17 protein-coding genes are annotated in these 19,777 nt (G+C 64.0%); 6 read left to right on the plus strand and 11 right to left on the minus strand.

Going from position 1 to position 19,777, the window contains the following annotated elements:
• Positions 1-6: 6 nt before the first annotated feature.
• The 5 genes from MTAI_RS09375 to MTAI_RS09395 form a co-directional block, all read right to left on the minus strand.
• Positions 7-1,200, minus strand: a complete 1,194-nt coding sequence (locus tag MTAI_RS09375) for an acyl-CoA dehydrogenase family protein (protein WP_027887948.1) — start codon at positions 1,198-1,200, stop codon at positions 7-9.
• A 40-nt stretch (positions 1,201-1,240) separates the two neighbouring features.
• Positions 1,241-1,786, minus strand: coding sequence for a Uma2 family endonuclease (locus tag MTAI_RS09380; RefSeq protein WP_027887949.1), 546 nt, complete (start codon positions 1,784-1,786; stop codon positions 1,241-1,243).
• Between the two features lie 67 nt (positions 1,787-1,853).
• Complete coding sequence (locus MTAI_RS09385) at positions 1,854-3,599, minus strand: acyl-CoA dehydrogenase family protein (protein ID WP_027887950.1); 1,746 nt, start codon at positions 3,597-3,599, stop codon at positions 1,854-1,856.
• Between the two features lie 124 nt (positions 3,600-3,723).
• On the minus strand, positions 3,724-4,290 hold the full coding sequence (locus tag MTAI_RS09390; protein WP_027887951.1) for a hypothetical protein: 567 nt from the start codon (positions 4,288-4,290) through the stop codon (positions 3,724-3,726).
• 110 nt (positions 4,291-4,400) lie between these two features.
• Positions 4,401-4,937, minus strand: a complete 537-nt coding sequence (locus MTAI_RS09395) for a YceI family protein (RefSeq protein WP_027887952.1) — start codon at positions 4,935-4,937, stop codon at positions 4,401-4,403.
• Positions 4,938-5,059: 122 nt separating this feature from the next.
• On the opposite strand from MTAI_RS09395, the gene MTAI_RS09400 reads away from it, so the two are divergent.
• On the plus strand, positions 5,060-5,410 hold the full coding sequence (locus MTAI_RS09400; RefSeq protein WP_043982223.1) for a winged helix-turn-helix transcriptional regulator: 351 nt from the start codon (positions 5,060-5,062) through the stop codon (positions 5,408-5,410).
• 105 nt (positions 5,411-5,515) lie between these two features.
• Complete coding sequence (locus tag MTAI_RS09405; protein ID WP_027887954.1) at positions 5,516-5,827, plus strand: winged helix-turn-helix transcriptional regulator; 312 nt, start codon at positions 5,516-5,518, stop codon at positions 5,825-5,827.
• Positions 5,828-6,021: 194 nt separating this feature from the next.
• Here MTAI_RS09405 and groL read toward each other — a convergent pair whose 3' ends face one another.
• The 6 genes from groL to MTAI_RS09435 form a co-directional block, all read right to left on the minus strand.
• Positions 6,022-7,659, minus strand: a complete 1,638-nt coding sequence (gene groL / locus MTAI_RS09410) for a chaperonin GroEL (RefSeq protein WP_027887955.1) — start codon at positions 7,657-7,659, stop codon at positions 6,022-6,024.
• A gap of 45 nt (positions 7,660-7,704) precedes the next feature.
• Positions 7,705-8,001, minus strand: coding sequence for a co-chaperone GroES (gene groES / locus MTAI_RS09415; RefSeq protein ID WP_013013371.1), 297 nt, complete (start codon positions 7,999-8,001; stop codon positions 7,705-7,707).
• 159 nt (positions 8,002-8,160) lie between these two features.
• The gene (locus MTAI_RS09420) at positions 8,161-8,949 is read right to left on the minus strand and encodes a TrmH family RNA methyltransferase (protein ID WP_027887956.1); all 789 of its coding nucleotides are present in this window, start codon (positions 8,947-8,949) and stop codon (positions 8,161-8,163) included.
• Positions 8,950-8,959: 10 nt separating this feature from the next.
• Positions 8,960-9,388: an RHS repeat domain-containing protein gene (locus MTAI_RS09425; RefSeq protein ID WP_027887957.1), complete on the minus strand. Its 429-nt coding sequence runs from the start codon at positions 9,386-9,388 to the stop codon at positions 8,960-8,962.
• A 4-nt stretch (positions 9,389-9,392) separates the two neighbouring features.
• A complete protein-coding gene (locus MTAI_RS09430) occupies positions 9,393-10,223 on the minus strand; it encodes an acetate and sugar kinases/Hsc70/actin family protein (protein ID WP_027887958.1) in 831 nt (276 codons plus the stop codon).
• A gap of 30 nt (positions 10,224-10,253) precedes the next feature.
• Positions 10,254-11,105, minus strand: a complete 852-nt coding sequence (locus MTAI_RS09435; RefSeq protein WP_027887959.1) for an SDR family oxidoreductase — start codon at positions 11,103-11,105, stop codon at positions 10,254-10,256.
• A gap of 70 nt (positions 11,106-11,175) precedes the next feature.
• Between MTAI_RS09435 and MTAI_RS09440 the strand changes: the two genes are divergently transcribed.
• The 4 genes from MTAI_RS09440 to MTAI_RS15610 all read left to right on the plus strand — a co-directional run bounded on the left by MTAI_RS09440 (position 11,176) and on the right by MTAI_RS15610 (position 19,767).
• Positions 11,176-11,973, plus strand: coding sequence for a VOC family protein (locus tag MTAI_RS09440; RefSeq protein WP_036196996.1), 798 nt, complete (start codon positions 11,176-11,178; stop codon positions 11,971-11,973).
• 4 nt (positions 11,974-11,977) lie between these two features.
• Positions 11,978-13,321, plus strand: a complete 1,344-nt coding sequence (locus MTAI_RS09445) for a GH1 family beta-glucosidase (protein ID WP_027887961.1) — start codon at positions 11,978-11,980, stop codon at positions 13,319-13,321.
• Positions 13,322-13,347: 26 nt separating this feature from the next.
• Positions 13,348-15,189 (plus strand): oligoendopeptidase F, encoded by a 1,842-nt coding sequence (gene pepF / locus MTAI_RS09450; protein ID WP_036196997.1) that lies wholly within the window; start codon positions 13,348-13,350, stop codon positions 15,187-15,189.
• Between the two features lie 165 nt (positions 15,190-15,354).
• The gene (locus MTAI_RS15610) at positions 15,355-19,767 is read left to right on the plus strand and encodes a PKD domain-containing protein (RefSeq protein WP_081698383.1); all 4,413 of its coding nucleotides are present in this window, start codon (positions 15,355-15,357) and stop codon (positions 19,765-19,767) included.
• Positions 19,768-19,777: the final 10 nt, after the last annotated feature.

Consider the following 19,777-nt stretch of genomic DNA (forward strand, 5'->3'; position numbering starts at 1 on the left):
TCGGGGTCAGAGCGAGATATCCAGGCCGTAGTCCTTGAGCAGGGCCCTGGCCACCACGGTCTTGTGGACTTCGTCGGCCCCGTCGTAGATGCGGGCGGCCCGTTCGTGCCGGTAGAAGAACGAGAGCGGCAGGTCGTCGGACATCCCCAGGCCCCCGTGCACCTGGATGGCCCGATCCAGCACCCGCTGCAGCACCCCGGCCACAAAGAACTTGATGAGCGAGATCTCCACTTTAGCCCCCTCGGCCCCTTTTTGCTCGACCTTTTCGGCGGCATCCAGCACCATCAGCCGGGCCGCGTGAATCTCGGCCTTGGACTCGGCAATCAGGTGCTGGATGGCCTGGCGCGAACCCAGGGGCTTGCCGGGGGCAAGCTCGCGCCGGGCGGCGTGTTCACACATCAGCTCGAGGCTGCGCTGGGCGATGCCAATCCAGCGCATGCAGTGGTGGATGCGCCCCGGCCCCAGCCGCTCCTGGGCAATGGCAAAGCCCTTGCCGCGCACACCCAGCAGGTTCTCCTGGGGCACCCGCACATTTTCCAGGCGAATCTCCGAGTGGCTCATCCAGTCCTCGCCCTCCTCCCCCATCACCGAAATTTTGCGCACCTGCCGAAAGCCGGGGGTATCGGTGGGCACGATGATCTGGCTGGCCCGGGCGTAGGGGTTGGGCTGGTCGGGGTCGGTGATGCACATTACGATGCAGAAGCTCGAGCCCTCGAAGCCGGTGGTGTACCACTTGTGCCCGTTGATGACCCACTGGTCGCCCTCGAGCACCGCGGTGGTGTTCATCCAGACCGGGTTGGAGCCGGGGTACTCGGGCTCGGTCATGCCAAAGGAACTGCGAACCTCGCCCTTTGCCAAAGGCTCCAGAAAACGCGCTTTCTGCTCCGGCGTGCCGTGCTTGAGCAGCACCTCCATATTGCCGATGTCGGGGGCCTGGGTGTTGAAGACGTAGTGGCCCAGGGGGCTGCGGCCCAGCTCCTCGCTCAGGCGGGCAAAATCCCCCAGGCCCAGGCCCATACCCAGCGGCTTTTGCAGCGGGGGCAGCCACCAGCCCCTTTCCTTTACCTTTTGCCGAACCCGCTGTAGCTCGGGCAGAACGGCCTTGAAGCCATGCTTCAGGAAGATGGGCTCGAGGGGCAGCACCTCGACCTCGAGGAACCTGCGAACTTCCAGCGCCAGGTCGGTGGTTTGTGCGGTCATTTGGCTCTAGTCTACCGCGTGGAGTTTGGCAATGGCAGGCTCAGGCCACACCGAAGATACCCTCGAGGCGCACCTCCAGGCCCAGGCAGGCCACCGGCGCTCCGCCCGACTCCAGCCGCACACCCTGCCAGTGCTGGCTGCGTTCGAAGACCTCGAGGCTGCGTGTGGCGGGGTCTACAATCCAGTAGGTTTGCAGGGTCTCGATGCTTTTGTAGGCTTGCAGCTTTTCGCGGCGGTCAGTGGCCTCGGTGTTGGGCGAAGTCACCTCGGCTATAAAGCAGGGGTACTGGAAAATGTGGCTGTCGGTGTCGCGCGGGTCACACAGCACCATCACATCGGGGTAGTAGTACCGGTTGAGTTGGGGCAGCCAGAGCTTAACCCCCTCGACGGCCATCCGGCAGCCCGTCGCCCTCAGCCTCGGCTTGATCGCCAGCGCAATGTTCAGGACGGTCTCGTTGTGCTCCAGCGACTCGCCCGGCATCTCGTAAACAATACCATCCACGTACTCGTGCCTAGCTTCGGATTGTGCCTCGAGGCGAAGGTACTCCTCCGGGCTTACGTTGGTGGGCAGCGGCCGTGAAGGCATAAGGCGATTGTAGCACCGAAAAGATAGGGGGCGCATGGCCATGCGCCCCCAAAGGGTATCGGAGGATTCAGGCCTTGGGCTGGGGGTAGCCGCCCGCTTCCAGCACCTTCTGGGCAATCCGGCGGCGCAGCGCCACCAGGTCGGTGGGGTCGTGCTTGGTCAGGCGGCGGGCCGCCGAGGCCATCAGGCGCATATCGTCGCCCTCGGCCAGGCGCGGCAGAATGGAGAGTGCCGCGGCCTGGGCGCGATCCAGGGCCTGGTACAGGTAGAGCGCGGCCATCTCGGCATATACTCCACCCCCCAGCCGGCGGGCCCGCAGCAGGGCGCTTTCAGCAGCGAAGACATCTATCAGGATGTCGGCGGCCACCGCCAGCACCTCCTGCTCCTCTTCGATCTGCTTGCCGTACTTGAGGGCGGCCAGGCCCAGCACCGCCAGGGCCAGCTTTTTGAGGCCCTCGAGCTGGGCCATCTCCTTGTCCTCGGGCTCCTCGAAGCTGGGCTCCAGCAGCTCTTTTTGCAGCTTCATGGCCGCATCGAAGAGCGGCAGTTCGCCCTTCATGGCCCGGCGCAGGAGCATGCCCGGAATCAGCAGGCGGTTGATCTCGTTGGTGCCCTCAAAGATACGGTTGATGCGGCTGTCGCGGTAGGCCCGCTCGATCTCGTACTCGGCGGAGTAGCCGTAGCCGCCGTGGATCTGCACGCCTTCGTCCACCACGTAGTCCAGCACCTCGGAGCCCAGCACCTTGATGATGCTGGCCTCGACGGCGTACTCCTCGATGCCCGCCAGCACCGCCTCGGCGGCGTTGGCTTTGTCCAGGCTGCTCAGGGCCTGGTCGATCATGCCCATGGTGCGGTAGACCGCGCTCTCGCCGGCAAAGATGCGCGTAGCCATCTCAGCCAGCTTTTGCTGGATCAGGCCGAACTGGGCAATGGGCTTTCCAAAGGCCACGCGCTCCTGGGCGTACTTGGCCGAGAGCGCCAGGGCACCCTTGGCCCCACCAATGGCCCCCGCGCCCAGCTTGTAGCGCCCCACGTTGAGCACGTTGAAGGCGATCTTGTGGCCTTTGCCCAGCTCACCCAGCACGTTCTCGACCGGCACCTTCACGTCCTCCAGGAAGACCTGGCGGGTGCTGGAGGCCTTGATGCCCATCTTCTTCTCCTCGCCGCCCAGGCGCAGGCCGGGGGTGTCGCGCTCGATCAGGAAAGCGGTCAGGCCCTCCGGGGTCTTGGCAAACACGGTAAAGAGGTGGGCAAAGCCCGCGTTGGAGATCCACATCTTGGTGCCGTTGAGGATGTAGTATTTGCCATCGGCGGAAAGCTCGGCGCGGGTCTTGGCCCCCATGGCATCGGAGCCGGACTGCGGCTCGGTGAGGCAGTAGGCGGCGATGAGCTCACCCGAGACCAGTTTGGCCAGGTATTTGTCCTTTTGTTCCTTGGTGCCCCAGTAAACCAGGGGCAGCAGGCCGATGGAGGTCTGCACCCCGTAGGTCACGCTGAAGCCGCCGGTGCCGGCCAGGGCCTCGGCAATTACCGTGCTGACGGTTTTGGGCAGGTCGAGGCCGCCGTACTCCTCGCCGACCTCTACCCCCAGGAGGCCCAGCTCGCCGGCCTTTCGGAGCAATGGGATGTTGTGCTCGAGCTCGCCGTGCTCCAGGGCTTCGGCCACCGGCCGGTACTCCTTCTCCACAAACTGCCGCACGGTTTCTTGAATCATGCGGGTGGTGTCGTCGAAGTCTTCCGGGGTGAAGATCTGCTCGGGCCTCTCCAGGAGCCAGCCGCCGCCTTTGCTTGAAAGTTTCTTGTCTGCAATCACAGCCAACCTCCACGCTATTTTTGACTCGTTACAAACTTATACTCAGTCAAAGTTTAGCGGCAAAGCCCAGGGCCGTCAATCGGCCGCACCACACACTCAGCGCCCACACCAATCCCCTCCAGCGCTAACGGCCTGCGGTCAGGGTAAAGCGTCGGCCTTCCTCAGCAAGCATCCGCTCCCCCTCCCAAAGCTGCCAGCGCAACCCGTAGGTGCCGGGGGCTACCAGGGGTATCTCGAAGCGGTAGAGCACCTCGAGCCAGGTGGCGTAGCGCAGCACTTCAAAGCCCTCCGGGTCGCGCTCGAGGCGACCACAGCTTAATTTGTAGCTGGCTTCTTGCAGCCCAACGTCAAAACCTGGCGGGGCCTCGAGCAGCACCAGGCGTACCGCGGCGGGTCGTTCGTCGCTCCCACCAAAGCGGCAGGTCTCCACAGGGTTGGGGAAAGGAGGCCTGGGCCACAACCGGCCCCCCAATTCCAGGGTGATCGAAAAATCAAAAACACCCACCGGCCTACGGGCCACAGCCGTCCAGCGACGCTCCTCGTAGCGCCGCAATCCATACAGAGGCTGGCCTGCGGGGCTGGTAAAGACGGGAAAATCGTCGAGATTATAGGGGTAGTAAGGCACACTGCCCAGGTAAGTCGGGGTGCAGGCCGCCAACCACAGCGCAAACAGCGCCAGAATATAGCGCATGATTTAAAGCTAGCATCCCCACCCGCTCCCCACCTCAACCCAAAGCACGATCTACCACAATTAAGCCCGGCACCCGCCTTTGCTGGCGGGTGCTCAAGACTCGATGGGGTTTAGGCTGCCGCTTCTGCCTGGGCCGCGACCGCCTCGACCTCGATATTGAGTTTTACCTCTTCACCTACCAGCAAAGCACCAAACTCGAGCACCTGGTTCCAGGTAAGCCCCCAGTCCTTGCGGTTTATGACACCTGTGGCCGTTGCCCCAATACGGGTCAGGCCCCAAGGGTCTTTGATGGCGGGGCTTACCTCGGCCTCGAGGGCTACCGGGCGGGTGGTGTCCCGGATGGTCAGGTTGCCATGGATCTTGTATTTGTTCCCCCCCAAGGCTTCAATCTGGCTGCTCTCAAAGCGAATCTGAGGGTATTGTTCGGCATCCAGGAAATCGGGTGAACGCAGGTGGGCGTCCCGCTGGGCATCGCCCGTTTCAATGCTAGCGGCCTCAATCGAAACGCTGATTTGGCGCGGCACCCCTTGCTCGTCAGTCGAAACGGTACCGGTCACTTTTTTGAACTGGCCGCGCACAGTAAAGAAGCCCATGTGTTTTACAGCAAAAGCCACGGTGGTATGACTGCTATCCAGGTTCCAATTCATACTTTTCCTCCAGCTTGATCCAGCATTCGCTTTGGATCAACAAGCGCATACTATTTTATATCAGTTTGTTATGTCAAGCATTTGAGCAAAGAAAGTAATAGTATGCTAAGATGTGTTTCAGTATGGCTAAAGCCATTGCAGAAACCACTGAAGCAGACCACAGCTTTTGCCCTGTATACGAAGCCATCAACGTACTGCAGGAGAAGTGGACGCTACACATTATTCGCAGCTTATTGGATGGTTCGAAAGGCTTTAACGAGCTTTCCAGGGCAGTGGGCGGCTGCAACCCGGCCACCCTGGCCCAGCGCGTGGAGAAGCTTGAGCACCTGGGCATCATCTCTAAAACAATCCACTCCACCATGCCCCCGCGCACCAGCTATGCTCTAACGGAGGCCGGCCAGGCACTGCAGGCTGTAATTGAAGCTATAGACCGCTGGGGCCGGCGGTACCTTCCCAAACCACCTGAGCGATAAACCCATCTTTTCTCGTTTTCTCTGCAATTTTTCCCAAACTGACCATATGGTTGCTTTGTAGCATCGGTGTACTTGCTTCGGGCAAGTCTTGGATACGGTATACCTATGGTCCAATCCAAAAGACCGTCCCTCGAGGATTTACTGGAATTATTGGGCCAGCGCGGGGTTTACTTCATACTTCGCTCGCTGCAGCAAGGTGCGCTGCGCTTTGGAGCCTTGCAACAGGCCACCGCCCTGCCGCCGAGAAGTTTGTCGTTGCGCCTGCGGGATCTGGAGGAGATGGGCCTTATCAGTCGAACCGAGTACCAGGAGGTACCCCCCCGGGTGGAGTATGCCCTCACCCCCCTGGGCAAGGCCCTGGAGCCAGCCCTCGAGGCCCTGGCGGCCTGGGGTAAAACCGCTCTAAAGACCCCCTAAAATAAAAAATATCCATAACCGGATTCAAAAGATAGTCATCCAAAGCAAAAACCTCCAGAGACTAGATCCTAGAGCGTTTCCCACGAATACCCAGTGGCACACCCCTCGCTACGCTTGGCGAAGAAAGCGGATCCCTAGCACACAAAAAACCCCCTCTTCTTTGCGTGAAGAGGGGGTTTGGGCACGTGGTTGCTTTAGAAGTCCATGTCGCCGCCCATGCCGCCAGCGGGTGCAGCAGGAGCTTTCTTCTCTTCGGGCTTCTCGGCCACCACAGCCTCGGTCATGAGGATCAGCGAGCCGATGGAAGCAGCGTTCTGCAGGGCCGTACGGGTCACCTTGGCCGGGTCTACGATACCCCACTCCATCATGTCGCCGTACTCGCCGGTGGCCGCGTTGAAGCCGTAGTTCTTTTCTTTCTTGCTGAGGATGTTGTTGACCACCACGCTGCCTTCGTAGCCGGCGTTGGCAGCAATCTGACGGGCGGGCTCTTCGATGGCGCGGAGCACGATCTTGGCACCGGTGGCTTCATCGCCCTCGAGCTCCTTGAGCAGGTTCTTGATGGCGGGCACGGCGCGCAGCAGGGCCACGCCACCACCCGGCACGATGCCTTCCTCGACCGCGGCGCGGGCCGTGGAGAGGGCGTCCTCGTAGCGGTGCTTCTTCTCCTTGAGCTCGGTCTCGGTGGCAGCGCCCACGCGGATCACGGCCACACCACCGGCCAGCTTGGCCAGGCGCTCCTGCAGCTTCTCCTTAGCGTATTCGCTGTCGGAGGTCTCGAGCTCCTTCTTGATGCCATTGATGCGGGCCTCGATGTCTTCCTTCTTACCCTTACCGCCCACCACGGTGGTCTCGTCTTTGCTGATGCGCACCCGCTCGGCGCGGCCCAGCATGGAGAGGGTGGCGTTCTCCAGCTTGAAGCCCAGCTCCTCGCTGATCACGGTACCACCGGTGATGGCCGCCAGGTCTTTGAGCATCTCCTTACGGCGATCACCGAAGCCAGGGGCCTTGACGGCAGCGATATTCAGGGTGCCACGCAGGCGGTTGACCACCAGGGTCGCCAGGGCCTCACCCTCGACGTCTTCGGCGATGATGAGCAGGGGCTTGCCGGTCTGGGCCACTTGCTCGAGCACCGGCAGCAACTCGCGCACGTTGCTGATTTTCTTCTCGGTGATCAGGATGAAGGGTTCGTCGAGCTGGGCCTCCATCGCGTCGGGGTTGTTGACGAAGTAGGGCGAGATGTAGCCCTTGTCGAACTGATACCCTTCCACGAAGTTGAGCTCGGTGTCGAGGCTCTTGGACTCCTCAACGGTGATGACACCCTCGCGGCCCACCTTCTCCATGGCATCGGCAATCAGGTTACCGATCTCGGCGTCGTTGTTGGCCGATACGCTGGCCACTTCGAAGATGGCCTTGCGGTCGTTGACGGGCACGGCCAGCTCCTGGATGGCCTTGACCGCCACATCCACGGCTTTTTCAATGCCCCGCTTGAGCGCGAGGGGGTTGGCCCCAGCAGCCACGTTGCGCAGGCCTTCCCGCACGATGGCCTGGCCCAGCACCGTGGCGGTGGTGGTGCCGTCACCGGTGATGTCGTTGGTCTTGGAGGCGATCTCGATCATCAGCTTGGCGCCGATGTTCTCGAGGTGATCCTCCAGTTCGACCTCCTTGGCTACGCTAACCCCGTCTTTGGTAATGGTGGGGCTGCCGAATTTCTTCTCCAGCACCACGTTGCGCCCACGGGGGCCCAGGGTCACTTTTACCGCATTGGCTACCGCGTTCATGCCGCGCTCGAGGCTACGGCGTGCAGCTTCATCAAAAACCAGCATTTTCGCCATGGTTCTACTCCTTTCAAAACACCGCTGTTAGAAACGTCTTTGGGTTTACAAAACGGCCAGCAGATCGCGCTCGGAGAGAATGATGTACTCCTCCCCGTCGATTTCGATCTCGGTGCCGCCGTACTTAGCAAACACCACGGTATCGCCCTCTTTTACTTCTAGAGGCACTTTAGTGCCGTTGTCCAGCACCCGCCCGCTGCCCACGGCAATTACCTTGCCCCGCTGGGGCTTTTCCTTGGCGGTATCGGGCAACACAATGCCCCCTTTGGTCTTGGCTTCTTCTTCGATGCGCTTGACCACCACACGGTCACCGAGGGGTCTGAGCATGGTTGCGGTTGCCATAGAATTTCCTCCTTACAGGGTTTATTGACAGTCGTGGGTTTAGAGTGTCAACCCAGCTTTATATTATTCGGGTCTTTCCATAAGAATGTCAAGAGGGCTGGGCAAGAAGACCTAAGACAATTGAGTCTGATTATGTCAAGTTGGGGTCAGAGATTAAGTTTAATTTTGGCGTTGCCTTCTGGCTTCGTATAACATCAGGGCAGCCGTTACCGAGACGTTTAGGCTGTCGGCCTGGCCCTGCATGGGAATCTTGACCTTGAGTGCGGCCTGCTCGAGCCAGGTTTGGCTCAATCCCTGGTGTTCTGTGCCCAGCACAATGGCCACAGGCCCCCGCAAGTCCACATCCCAGTAGGTTTGGTGGGTGTGCGGGGTGGTGGCCACCATGGGGATATTGTGCTGCAGTAGCCAGTCCAGCACGGCCGGCTCGGGGGCGGCAAAAACGGGGAGCGAGAAAACCACCCCGGTGGAATTGCGAATCACCTGGGGGCTGTAGAGGTCTACCCCACCCGCCACCAGCACCGCATCGGCCCCGGCGGCATCGGCGGAGCGCAGCAAGGCCCCCAGGTTGCCGGGTTTTTCCAGCCCCACCGAGACCAGCAGCAGGGCGTTTTTGGGTGGGTGGAAGGCCGCGAGGGAGGGCCGGGGCATCCGGGCCACCACCAGCACCCCGGCCGGGTGCTCACGACTGCTGATTTTCTTCAGGGCCGCCTCGGAGAGTTCGTGCACCTCCAGGCCAAGGACTCGAGATAAATGAGCAACTGTGCGGGCTTCTTCGGGGTTGAGGTGTTCGCCGCAGAAGGCTTCAACGACCTCGAGGCCCGCCGCCAGGGCCCGCTCAATCTCGCGAGCGCCCTCAATCAAAAACTTACCCGTTCGCTCCCGGCTCCTGCGCTCCTGGAGTTCGGCAGCCGCCTTAATGCGGGGGTTGGCCGTCGAGGTAATGCGCATGGTTCACTGGTTAGTGGGGCAAAAGCGGGCGCAAATAGGCGCGAACCCGATCGTATTCGAAGGTGTAGACCGAGCCGTTGGGGGTGGTGATCTCCAGCAGATCGCCCCCTTCCTCTACCACCCGGCGTAAAAGCAGGAGGCCCGGCGGACTATAGAGCTCAACCTGGGCGGCACAGTAGGCCCCCTCGAGGTGGGGGCGGTGCTGGGCCGGTTCGAAGGGGGCTGCCGGGGCTTCGGCCACCTCCAGCGCCTCGTGCGACCAGGCGGGTTCGTTGGGGTCAAGCAATTCGCCTTCTTCGAGGTGGGCCAGGCCTTCGGCCAGCTCGAGCGCTGAGAGCCACAGCACCTCTTCCCCCACCCCATCCGACAAGACCAGCTTGAGGTTGTCGTAGTTGTTGTCGTCCTCGAGGTGGGCCCAGAAGCCCTCCGGGGGTTTCATGGTTTCAGTTTACGACAGGTTGCTGTGCCAGAAGCGCAGCCCCGTAGGCGGTGGCCCAGCCGGACAAGGGGGGAATGAGGGGTCTGGGCTCAATCTGGTAAAAGTACCAGACCCGCTCAAAGGCCTTGCGCACAGGCACCAGGTCGGGCAGGTGGCCCACAATCACCATCTGCTTGAACCCGGCAGCCTGCGCTGCGTTGATGGCAATCATGGCAATCACCTGGCCCACCAGCGTCACCAGACCGGCGGCCAGGTCTTCGCGGCTGGGGTGGGGGCCTTCTACCAGCCGCCCAAAGTTGACCGCGGTGGCATCGGGGGGCAGATGGCCGATGCCCCCACCAATCACGTCCACCAGCGTGGAGTCCACACCGCTGGGGTTGCCCCGTTCGGCCAGGCGGGCCACCTCGAGGGGGTCGGCAGTCCCTAGCAGCAGCCGGGACAGACCCAGCAAGGTTCCACCCCCCACCGCCGAGCCGGTGAAGTGCTGGGCCTCGCCTCCCCTGGCCGCAATCATGGCCGTACCGGTGCCCGCCGAGACCACCAGGGCCTCACCCAGGCCGGCCAGCTGCAGCGCCCCCCGCCCCACCGCCTGGGCCTCGCCGATTTTCTGGACGGGAATCCCCTCGAAGGTATCGGGTAGGCGGCGCGACAGACCGCCGGTGCTGGCGATGGTGCCGAGGTCGGCAGGCCGAACCCCCAGGCTGTGCAGTACGGCGGCCAGGGCTTCGCTGCTGGCTGGCCCGGTTTTGATGGTTTGGTGCGCCAGGATGGTCTCGCCCTCGAGCAGCACCGCATCGGTGTTGGAAAGGCCAAAGTCCACGCCCAGTTTCAGCATGATCCTCAGAATAGCGCAAAAAAGCGGGGGCTATCCCACAGGGCGGTGCGCGCGCAACACCTCCCGCACCCCGCGCAGCCGGGTCTGGAGCAGGGAACGGCCCAGCGAGCTATCCAGCGCGCAATTGCCGGGCCGTGGGCCGGGAAACTCGGCGCGGCGCCGGGCCGGAAGCCGGGCCGGGTCACGTCCGTGGAAGGGGGCAATCAGTCGTCCAAACTCGAGCCGGCTCAGCACCTCCGCGCCCCCCAGATGCAGGATGCCCGCATAGTCCAGACCCACCAGTTCCCACAGGGCCTGGGCCAGATCCTCCACGTACACAAAGGAGCGGTACTCGTCGCTAAAAAGCCCGCCCTCCCGCTTGCCATCGGCCAGCTCCAGCACCATCTGGCTGGTCGGGTCGATGGGGTTCAGGCCCCAGATCAGCGAGGTGCGCACGATGGTGGCGCTGGGGAGTATTGCCTGCACCCAGTGTTCGGCCCTGAGTTTGGCCTGGCCGTACTCGGTGAGGGGGTTGGGCAGAGCCGACTCGGCATAGGGCGGGTTTTCGCCATCGAAAACCTGGTCGGTGGAGAGGTGAATCAGCCGGGCCCCGAGAGCCCGACAGGCCCGGGCCACATGGGCCGTGCCCTGCACGGTGATGGCCTCGAGCGCCGCTGGGCTGGCCTTGCTGTAGGCGGTGTGAATGACCACCTCGGGACGAAAGCGGGCCAGGGTTTGCTCCACGGCGGCAGCGTCGCGGATATCCAGCCAAACCCACCCCACCCCCGGCACCGCCGGCGGCTGGCTCCAGTAACTGGCACCCAAAACCCAGGGCCGACCCGACCCCAGCCGCAGCAGCGTACTCCCCAAATAACCGGTTCCACCGGTCACAAAAACCCGCACCCCAACAGCATATCCTAATCTTGTCACTCTTCTGCTTTACTTTTCATAGCACTTTGGATAGCATATAAATGTGACGCTAGACGCCACCAAAACCCTGGCCCTCACCGGCCTAACCCTGCGGGTGCAGAACCTCGAGCGCCAGCTAGCCTTCTACCGCGATTTGCTGGGTCTCGAGGTCATCCGAAGCCAGGGGCCGCAGACCGAGCTGGCCCTGCCCGGCCGGCGCTTTACCCTTACCCTGGAGCACCGGCCCGAGGCCCCCCTGCGCCCCCAGCCCACTTTAGGGCTCTACCACTTCGCCCTGTTGCTCCCCAGCCGGGCCGAGCTGGCCGCGGTCTTCTGGCGGCTGCTCGAGGCCCGCTACCCCCATTTTCAGGGGGCCTCCGACCACGGGGTCTCGGAAGCAATCTACCTGGCCGACCCCGAGGGCAATGGGATTGAGCTCTACCGCGACCGCCCCAGGGCCGAATGGCCCTTCCGGGGAGGCCGCCTGGCTATGGTTTCCGAGCCGCTCAACCTGGAAGCCCTCCTGGCCGAAGCATGGGCCGGCCAAGGGCTCGACCCCCAGACCACCCTGGGGCATATTCATCTGCATGTGCGCGATCTGGACGAAGCCCAGGCTTTTTTCGAGGGGCTGGGGATGGAGCTCATGCAGGGGGATTATCCCGGCGCTCGTTTCCTGGCCGCCGACGGCTACCACCACCACATCGGCATCAACCTCTGGGCCCGGGGCCGCACCGCGCCAGCCCACTCAACCGGGCTGCTCGCGTATCAAATCGCCCTGCAAAACCGCCCCCCCCAAACCCTCACCGACCCCAACGGGGCACAGGTGCAGGTTGTAACGCTGTCAACCGAACGTGTAGATTGAGGCGATGACCACTTTTAGCAAAAGCGACTTTGGCCCGGGCTTCCTGTGGGGGGTGGCTACCGCAGCCTACCAGATTGAGGGCGCGGTAAACGAGGACGGGCGCAGCCCCTCCATCTGGGACACCTTCTCCCATACCCCCGGCAGGATCAAAACCGGCGAGAACGGCGACCGGGCCTGCGACTTTTACCACCGCTACCACGACGACATCGCCTTCATCCGGGAGATGAACATGCAGGTGCACCGCTTTTCGCTGGCCTGGCCGCGCATCCTGCCCGGTGGCACCGGAGCGGTCAACCAAAAGGGGCTGGACTTCTACCACCGGGTGATCGACCGGACGCTCGAGCTCGGCCTGCAGCCCTGGGTGACCCTGTACCACTGGGATCTGCCGCAGGTGCTGGAGGACAAAGGCGGCTGGACCAACCGCGAGATCGTGGGCTGGTTTTGCGAGTACGTGGAGGTGTGCAGCCGGGCCTTTGGCGATAAGGTCAAGCACTGGATGGTGCTCAACGAACCCACGGTGTTCACCGTGCTGGGCTACCTGCAAGGCACCCATGCGCCGGGCCGTAAGGGCTTTGGCAACTTTTTGCCGGCCGTTCACCACGTGGCTCTGGCCCAGGCCGAAGGGGGGCGGGTTCTGCGGGCCAATGTGCCCGACGCCCAGATCGGCACCACCTTTTCGGCCTCCTATGTACAGCCGGCGGGCCCCACCTGGCTGAGCCGCATGGCCGCCGCCAACTACGACGTGATCGCCAACCGGCTGTTCCTCGAGCCCGCCCTGGGGCTGGGCTACCCCTGGAAAACCACCCCCTGGCTGCTGGCCCTCTGGCGCTACATCCGCCCGGGCGACCTGGAAAAGCTGGCCTTCGACTTCGACTTTATCGGCTTGCAGACCTACTTCCGCCAGCTGGTGCGCTTCGACCTCTTCAACCCGGCCACCTGGGGCCGGGAAATCCCCCACGGCGAGCGGGGCAGCGGGGAGCTCACCGAGATGGGCTGGGAGGTCTGGCCGGAAAACATCTATCACCTGCTCAAGAAATTTGCGGCCTATAACGGGGTGAAGCGCATCATCGTTACGGAGAACGGGGCGGCCTTCCCCGACACCCTCGAGGGCGAAGAGGTACACGACCCCAAACGCATCCGGTTCATCCAGGAGCACCTGGCCCAGGTACTGCGGGCCAAGCGCGAGGGGGTGCCGGTGGAGGGGTATTTCTACTGGAGCCTGCTGGACAACTTCGAGTGGGCCGAGGGGTACCGGCCCCGCTTCGGGCTGGTGTACGTGGACTACCCCACCCAGAGGCGCGTTCTGAAGGACTCCGGCAGGTGGTTCCGGGCGTTTCTAGCCAACTGACCGGCGGGTCAGCTAGAATGCCCTGGATGAGTACCTTACCCAAACGCGCCGAACTGCCCAAAGAACAGACCTGGAACCTGGAGGCCCTGTTTGCCTCGGAAGCCCATTGGCGGGCCGCCCTGGAAAAAGCGGCCCAAAGCGTAGAGGAGGTCAGGCCGTTTGCCGGTCGGCTGGCCGAGTCGCCGCAGGTGCTGCTGCAAGCCCTGGAGACCTACTACACCCGGATGCTCGAGGCCATGAAGGTGGCCCTGTACGCCTCGCTGCAGCTCTCCACCGAGGGCACCAACCCCGAGTTTATCCGCATGGCCGGCGAGGCCCGCAGCGTGGTCGCGCAGCTTTCCGCCGCCGGGGCCTACCTCGAGCCCGAGATCCTGAGCCTGCCCCAGGAGACCCTCGAGGCCTTCATGCAGGCCGAGCCGGGGCTGGCCGTCTACCGGCACTACTTCGAAGCCCTGCAAGCCCGCAAGCCCCACGTGCGCAGCAGCGAGGTAGAAACCGTGCTGGCCGCGGTTTCCGACCCCCTGGGTGGGCACAGCGCCACCGCCGCGGCGGCCACCAACGCCGATATGCAGTTCAGGCCGGTGGAGTACCAGGGCCAGAGCCTGCCAGTCTCGCACAGCACTATCGGCGAGCTTCTGGTGCACGAGAGCCCCGAGGTACGCAAAGCCGCCTGGGAGTCGTATGCCGACGGGCATCTGGCCTTCAAAAACACCCTGGCCTCCACCCTGCAGGGCAGCGTCAAGAGCTTTGCCTTCCAGGCCCGCACCCGCGGGTACGCGAGCAGCCTCGAGATGGCCCTGGCGGTAAGCCGCACCTGCGGTGACAACATCCCCAAGGCCGTCTTCGACAACCTGCTGGCCACCTTCCAGGCCCACCTGCCCACCTGGCACCGCTTCTGGCGCATCCGCAAAAAGGCCATGGGCGGCCAGCTCAGAAGCTACGACGTCCCCATCTACGACGCGCCGGCCCCCCTGGTGCCAAGCCCCAAAATCACCTTCTGGGAAGCCGCCGAGACCATCTGCCGGGGTATGGAACCCCTGGGGCGTGAATACGTGGAGCCCATGCGCCGGGGCCTGTTCGAGGAGCGCTGGGTGGACTGGGGGCAGAACCAGGGCAAGCGGGCCGGGGCCTTCTCCTCGGGGCTCAAGGGCACCTTCCCCTACATCTTCATGAGCTGGTCGGACGACCTTTTCTCGCTCAGCACCCTGGCCCACGAGCTGGGCCACTCCATGCACAGCTACTTCACCCGGCAGACCCAGCCCATCGTCTACGCCCGCTACAGCCTGTTCGTGGCCGAGGTGGCCTCCAACTTCAACCAGGCCATGGTGCGGGCCATGCTGTTGCGCGAGGCCCCCACCCCCGAGTACAAGCTGGCGGTGCTGGAGGAGGCCTTTAGCAACTTCCACCGCTACCTGTTCGTGATGCCCACCCTGGCCCGTTTCGAGCTCGAGCTCTACCAGCGCATCGAGAAGGGCGGGGCCCTCACCGCACCCTTCCTGATCGAGCGGCTGGCCGAACTCTTCGCCGAGGGCTACGGCGGGGAGGTGGAGCTGGACAAAGAGCGCCTGGGTGCGGGCTGGATGAACTTCTCGCACCTCTACAGCCCCTTTTATGTCTACCAGTACGCCACCGGCATCGCCGCCGCCAACGCCCTGGCCAAAGACGTGCTGGAGCAGGGCGAGCCCGCCGCCCGGCGCTACCTGGACTTCCTCAAGGCCGGCGACTCGGTGTATCCGCTGGAGGCCCTGAAAATCGCCGGGATTGATATGACCCGCCCCGAGCCGGTGGAGCGGGGGTTTGCGGTGCTCGGGAGCATGGTAGACGAGCTCGAGCGCCTGGTGGACTCAAACCTGCTGTCAACGCGCTAAAAGCAGCTCAGGGCTAACCAACAAGAGGGGGAAGAGATCAAACCTCCCCCTCAAACAATTTATACTAAGTAAACACACTCAGCGCCTACCTTGTTTTTTTTTTGACCTACCCGGTATCCTCCTGGCGACGTCTTCTTTCCGTCATGCAACCCAGGAGGCTTGTTTATGCTGCATCGCAAAGGGTATTGGCTCGGCCTGTGGTCATTGCTTCTACTGATATTGCTGGCCTGCAGCCCACCACCCCAGCCGGCCAAACCTCCTACCACCACCAACCCCACCCCCACCCCCGCCGCCAGCGCGGTGGGCCTCAACGCCCGGTTCTACCCCAACCCCGGCTTCAGCGGCCCTGCCCTTTCCCGCCTGGAGCCCCGCCCGGCCCTCGCGGGCTTCCCCCCTGGTCTGCGGCCGGGGCCCTTCTCGGCCCGCTACGAAGGCGCCCTGCTACCCCCCAGGGACGGCGAGTACACCCTGCACCTGGTGGGCCAGGGCCAGGCCCGGCTCTACCTGGACGGACGGCTGGTAGCCCAGGAGCTGCCGGTGAGCACCCGGCTCCGCCTGCGCGCGGGCCAGCCGCTGAACCTGCGGCTGGAGTACCAGTCCGCGGATGGTCCGGCCCGGCTAAGGCTGGACTGGGAGGGGCCCAGCCTGTCCCGGGGGCCCGTGCCCCCCTACGCGCTGCGGCCCGCCCAGACCCTGCAGCCGGCCGGGATGGCCCCCCAGGCGGTCAGCCGGGGCTGGGAGCTGTTGTGGAACCCCGACTTCGAGCAGGGTGCTAGCGCCTGGGTGGAGCTGGCGGGGGGACAGCTCAGCCTGGTAGCGGGGCGGCAAGGGGGGCAGGCCCTGCAGGCCCAGAACTGGACCTACGCCGCCCAGAGCCTGCCCTGGATGTACGTGCAGGTAGGCCCCACCTACACCCTGGAGGGCTGGGCCCGCTCGCCGCAGGGGGCGGCCTGCGTGATCGGGGTCAAGGGCGGGGACGCCGCGGGCATCACCTTCGACTACCCCCTGAGCTTCACCGGCCCCGACTGGCAGCAGCAGACCCGTAGCTTCACCCTGCCCAGCGGCACCCTCTGGGCCGAGGTCTACGTCCAGGCCCAGGCCGGGCCCGGCCAGACCTGCCTCTTCGACGACCTCTCGCTCTACGCCGGCAGCAAACGCCCCTTGGAGCCGGCCCCCGAGCTGGCCTCCAACCGGCTGAAGAACCCTGGTTTCGAGCAGAACCTGGACGACTGGACGCTGGCCACCGGCAGCGCCACCACCCCCGCCGAGGGGCGCAGCGGCCAGGCTTTGGTCTACCAGGCCTGGAGCTGGGTTTACCAGATCGTTCCCCTCACCGGGCTGGCCCCTGGGGAGCGGCTGGTCTTGCGAGGGTTTGTGCGCAACCCCAACGCCCAGGCCTGCACCCTGGGCCTGCAAGGGGGCGACGAGACCGCCATCACCTTCGACCGGCCGGTGCACTACCGGGCCCTGGACTGGAAGGAGGTCTACACCGAGATCACCCTGCCCAGCGGCACCACCTGGCTGGGGGCCTACCTGGCCGGGGCGGAGGGCTGCCGCTTCGACGACCTGCAGCTGGGGGTGCCTGAGAACGGCGGCTCCCCCCTGCCCACCGGCATCAGCCTGAACGCCCGCACCGCGTTTGCCGGCAGCGGCTTCTACCTGTCCGCCGAGGGGGGCGAGGAGGGGGTGAGCTATACCTGGAACCTGGGCGATGGCACCACCGCCACCGGCGAGACCGTCTACCACGAGTACCGCCAGCCGGGTTACTACACCATCACCCTCACCGCCACCGCCCCCGACGGCCAGACCGCCACCTTCCAGCAGCAGGTGGCCCAGCTCCCCAGCATCCACGACATGCCCGAGTTCCGGGCCCTGGCCGACCCCTTCCCACTGGCCTTCGATGTGCAGTACCCGCTGACCGGCTATACCTACGAGTGGCGCTTCAGCGACGGCACGGTGCTGAGCGGACCCCGGGTGGAGCGGGCCTTTGGAAACGTGGGCTTCTACGACCTGACCCTGGTCATCTACGAGGAGCCCGGCCCCACCGGCCTGGGCCGCCAGAGCACCGAGCGGCGGGTGGTGGCCATCGAGCAGACCCGCATCAACCGCATCGCCGAGGTGCCCATCGCCGATATCCAGGGTATCCAGACCGGGCCTACCAGCTTCATCTTTAGCGCAGCGGCCTCCGAGGGGGAAGGCCCCCTGACCTACACCTGGGACTTTGGCGACGGCACCAGCGCCACCGGGGCCGAGGTCAGCAAAACCTACAGCGGCAACGGGCGCTACCCCATTACCCTCACGGTGCGCGACCGCTTTGGCCAGACCGACCAGGAGGAGGCGGTGGTCACCCTGGGCACCCAGTACGCCCCCGGCAGCCCGGCCACCCGGGTCGAGGCCGGTTACGGCGGGGGTTCGCAGGGGCAGTCGGTCTTCAGCCAGACCGCACCCAACCCCTTTGCGGGCGCGCAAAGCTCCAAGCTGGGCGTGCGCCCCCGGCCCGACCGGGCCCTCCAGGCCCTCTCGCTGGAGGACGAACTCAACCGCCGCACCCAGCGCAGCCGCATCCGCTACCAAGCCCCCAACACCGCACCCGGCCCCAGCCTGCGGGCCCAGGCCGCCAACCTGGAACTCAGCAACCCCTTCCCCTTCGTCCTCCACAGCGGGGTGAACAGCCTGGCCGCCGTCCACGAACCCCCCAGCGCCAGCGACCCCTTCCGGCTGGGCTCGGCCAGCGTGCAGGTGCGGGGGCTCCCGCAGCCGCAAGGCCTGGCCTGGGACTACGAAGGGGTAGACCCCCAGGCCAACACTGCCGCCCGCATCCGGGTCTTCCGCCCCGCCTTCCCCAGCCCGCTGCCTGCTGGCCTTACCCCCCTGCGCACCGAGGCCCAGCTGCAAAGCGGCACCACGGTGGCATTGGCAAGCGATCTGGCCGCCTTCGCCGGCCTGCGGGTACCGCGGGTCATCCTCTCGGTGCTGCCCGATACCCAGTTCCCCAGCGGACCCAGCGTGCAGGAGTACCTGGTGCAGGTGGGGGGCCAGACCGAGCTGATGGCCCAGGTGAACATCCGCCTGAGCCAGGTCTCCCCCAACGGCTTCGTCTTCTTCGAGCTGCCGGTTTATGCGGTGGACGAGGCCGGTAGCCTCTTGAGCAACGTCTCGGGGGTCTTCTACGCCCGCTTCGCCGACCCCCGCATCATCTCCATTAGCAATGAAATGGTACGGGGCCGGGCCAGCATGACGGTGGCCCTCAACCTGGCCAACTTTGCCGACGGCACCACCCAGTTCGACCTGCGCCCCATCACCCTGTTTTCCGGCAACCCCCAGAACCCCTGTGGTTCCAACAACCAGTACGCCCCCTTCGGCGCCACTCTCTCGGGCTGCACCCAGCTCAGCGCCAGCTACGCGGCCCCGGCAGGGCTGAACCTGGAGACCTACCCCTACACCCTGCCCGAGGACTACCCAAGCCGCACCAACCGCATTCTGATTGGTAAGAACCTGGACGAGGTCGGCTTCTACGACCTGAATCTGCGCGATGCCATCGAGGGCGGCCTGGAGCTAACCGGCCAGAGCCTGCGGGCCCAGAGCTCTGCGGGTGAGATCGCCCGGTTGATCCTGGGCTTTATTCCGATCATTGGGGACAGCGTAGATTTGCTGGAACAGCTTTACAACCGGGCCAGCGGAAGAGGGGTTGACCCGGTGATCGCCTTCCTGGCCGGGGTAGGTCTCGCGCTGGATGTGACCACCGGTGGGGCCGGGGACATTACCGCTGGGCTCAAGGGGGTCTACCGCTTTAGCAAGAGCTCGGCGGGCTTCTTTGCGCTCCAGATTCGTACCTCAGTAACCAGCTTAATAACCGGGCGGGCCCGACCATCCGTCGTCCTGTCAACCCTCAGAGGCCAGTTCCAGACAGTGTCCACTTTGTTTTTCCGCGAGGGCTGGAGCGGTGTTGTCAGTGCTGACCGCTTGGGTAGGGGCTTGAGAAACATTCCGGTGTGTCCGGTGCTAACTGGGCAGGGTATCTCTGCTCAAAACCAGTGCGATCCGGCCACGATTCAGGCGGTGGTACAGAACATCGCCAAGTCTGCCTTTACTGCTGAGGTGCCCGCTACGAGACTACTGCAGGCCCTGATACGCGTGTGCTGCTCGCCTGCGGATGGCGGAGGGGGGTACATAAAAGGTGCCGAAAAACTTGTGGCTAAGGCAGCGAGGCAAAATGAACCAAGCGGAATTCGTGGAATAATAGGGGAAGCAGAAGGTGCAGACACCCTACGTCGGGCAGATCTGACGAACCTGGAGTTCCCATCGTCCCCGGTTTTACTTCCCGATGGCAGGACGGTTGAGGTTGACTTGTTTGCAACAGGCAAAGATGGCGTAGATCGTGTGATAGAGATAAAGTATGATGGCAGGGGTGTTGATAGAGAACAGGAACCGAACTTAATAGCTGCTGCAACTGTTTTGGGTAAGCGTCCAGCAACGTTGGTAACTGATGAAAGTCTACTAAATAACCGCAGGTACCTCAGCAATTTACGAGCCAAGGGAATCGACGTTATTGACGGTAGCGGCAACGTGAGGAACTAGCGAGACTCGC

This window comes from Meiothermus taiwanensis WR-220 (genome assembly GCF_003568585.1).
GTDB classification, from domain to species: domain Bacteria; phylum Deinococcota; class Deinococci; order Deinococcales; family Thermaceae; genus Meiothermus; species Meiothermus taiwanensis.

Bases quoted from the DNA above. Each gene is read 5' to 3' on its own strand.
- MTAI_RS09375 (WP_027887948.1), bottom strand. From the start codon at position 1,200: ATGACCGCACAAACCACCGACCTGGCGCTGGAAGTTCGCAGGTTCCTC.
- MTAI_RS09380 (WP_027887949.1), bottom strand. From the start codon at position 1,786: ATGCCTTCACGGCCGCTGCCCACCAACGTAAGCCCGGAGGAGTACCTT.
- MTAI_RS09390 (WP_027887951.1), bottom strand. From the start codon at position 4,290: ATGCGCTATATTCTGGCGCTGTTTGCGCTGTGGTTGGCGGCCTGCACC.
- MTAI_RS09395 (WP_027887952.1), bottom strand. From the start codon at position 4,937: ATGAATTGGAACCTGGATAGCAGTCATACCACCGTGGCTTTTGCTGTA.
- MTAI_RS09400 (WP_043982223.1), top strand. From the start codon at position 5,060: ATGGCTAAAGCCATTGCAGAAACCACTGAAGCAGACCACAGCTTTTGC.
- MTAI_RS09405 (WP_027887954.1), top strand. From the start codon at position 5,516: ATGGTCCAATCCAAAAGACCGTCCCTCGAGGATTTACTGGAATTATTG.
- groL (WP_027887955.1), bottom strand. From the start codon at position 7,659: ATGGCGAAAATGCTGGTTTTTGATGAAGCTGCACGCCGTAGCCTCGAG.
- groES (WP_013013371.1), bottom strand. From the start codon at position 8,001: ATGGCAACCGCAACCATGCTCAGACCCCTCGGTGACCGTGTGGTGGTC.
- MTAI_RS09420 (WP_027887956.1), bottom strand. From the start codon at position 8,949: ATGCGCATTACCTCGACGGCCAACCCCCGCATTAAGGCGGCTGCCGAA.
- MTAI_RS09425 (WP_027887957.1), bottom strand. From the start codon at position 9,388: ATGAAACCCCCGGAGGGCTTCTGGGCCCACCTCGAGGACGACAACAAC.
- MTAI_RS09430 (WP_027887958.1), bottom strand. From the start codon at position 10,223: ATGCTGAAACTGGGCGTGGACTTTGGCCTTTCCAACACCGATGCGGTG.
- MTAI_RS09445 (WP_027887961.1), top strand. From the start codon at position 11,978: ATGACCACTTTTAGCAAAAGCGACTTTGGCCCGGGCTTCCTGTGGGGG.
- pepF (WP_036196997.1), top strand. From the start codon at position 13,348: ATGAGTACCTTACCCAAACGCGCCGAACTGCCCAAAGAACAGACCTGG.
- MTAI_RS15610 (WP_081698383.1), top strand. From the start codon at position 15,355: ATGCTGCATCGCAAAGGGTATTGGCTCGGCCTGTGGTCATTGCTTCTA.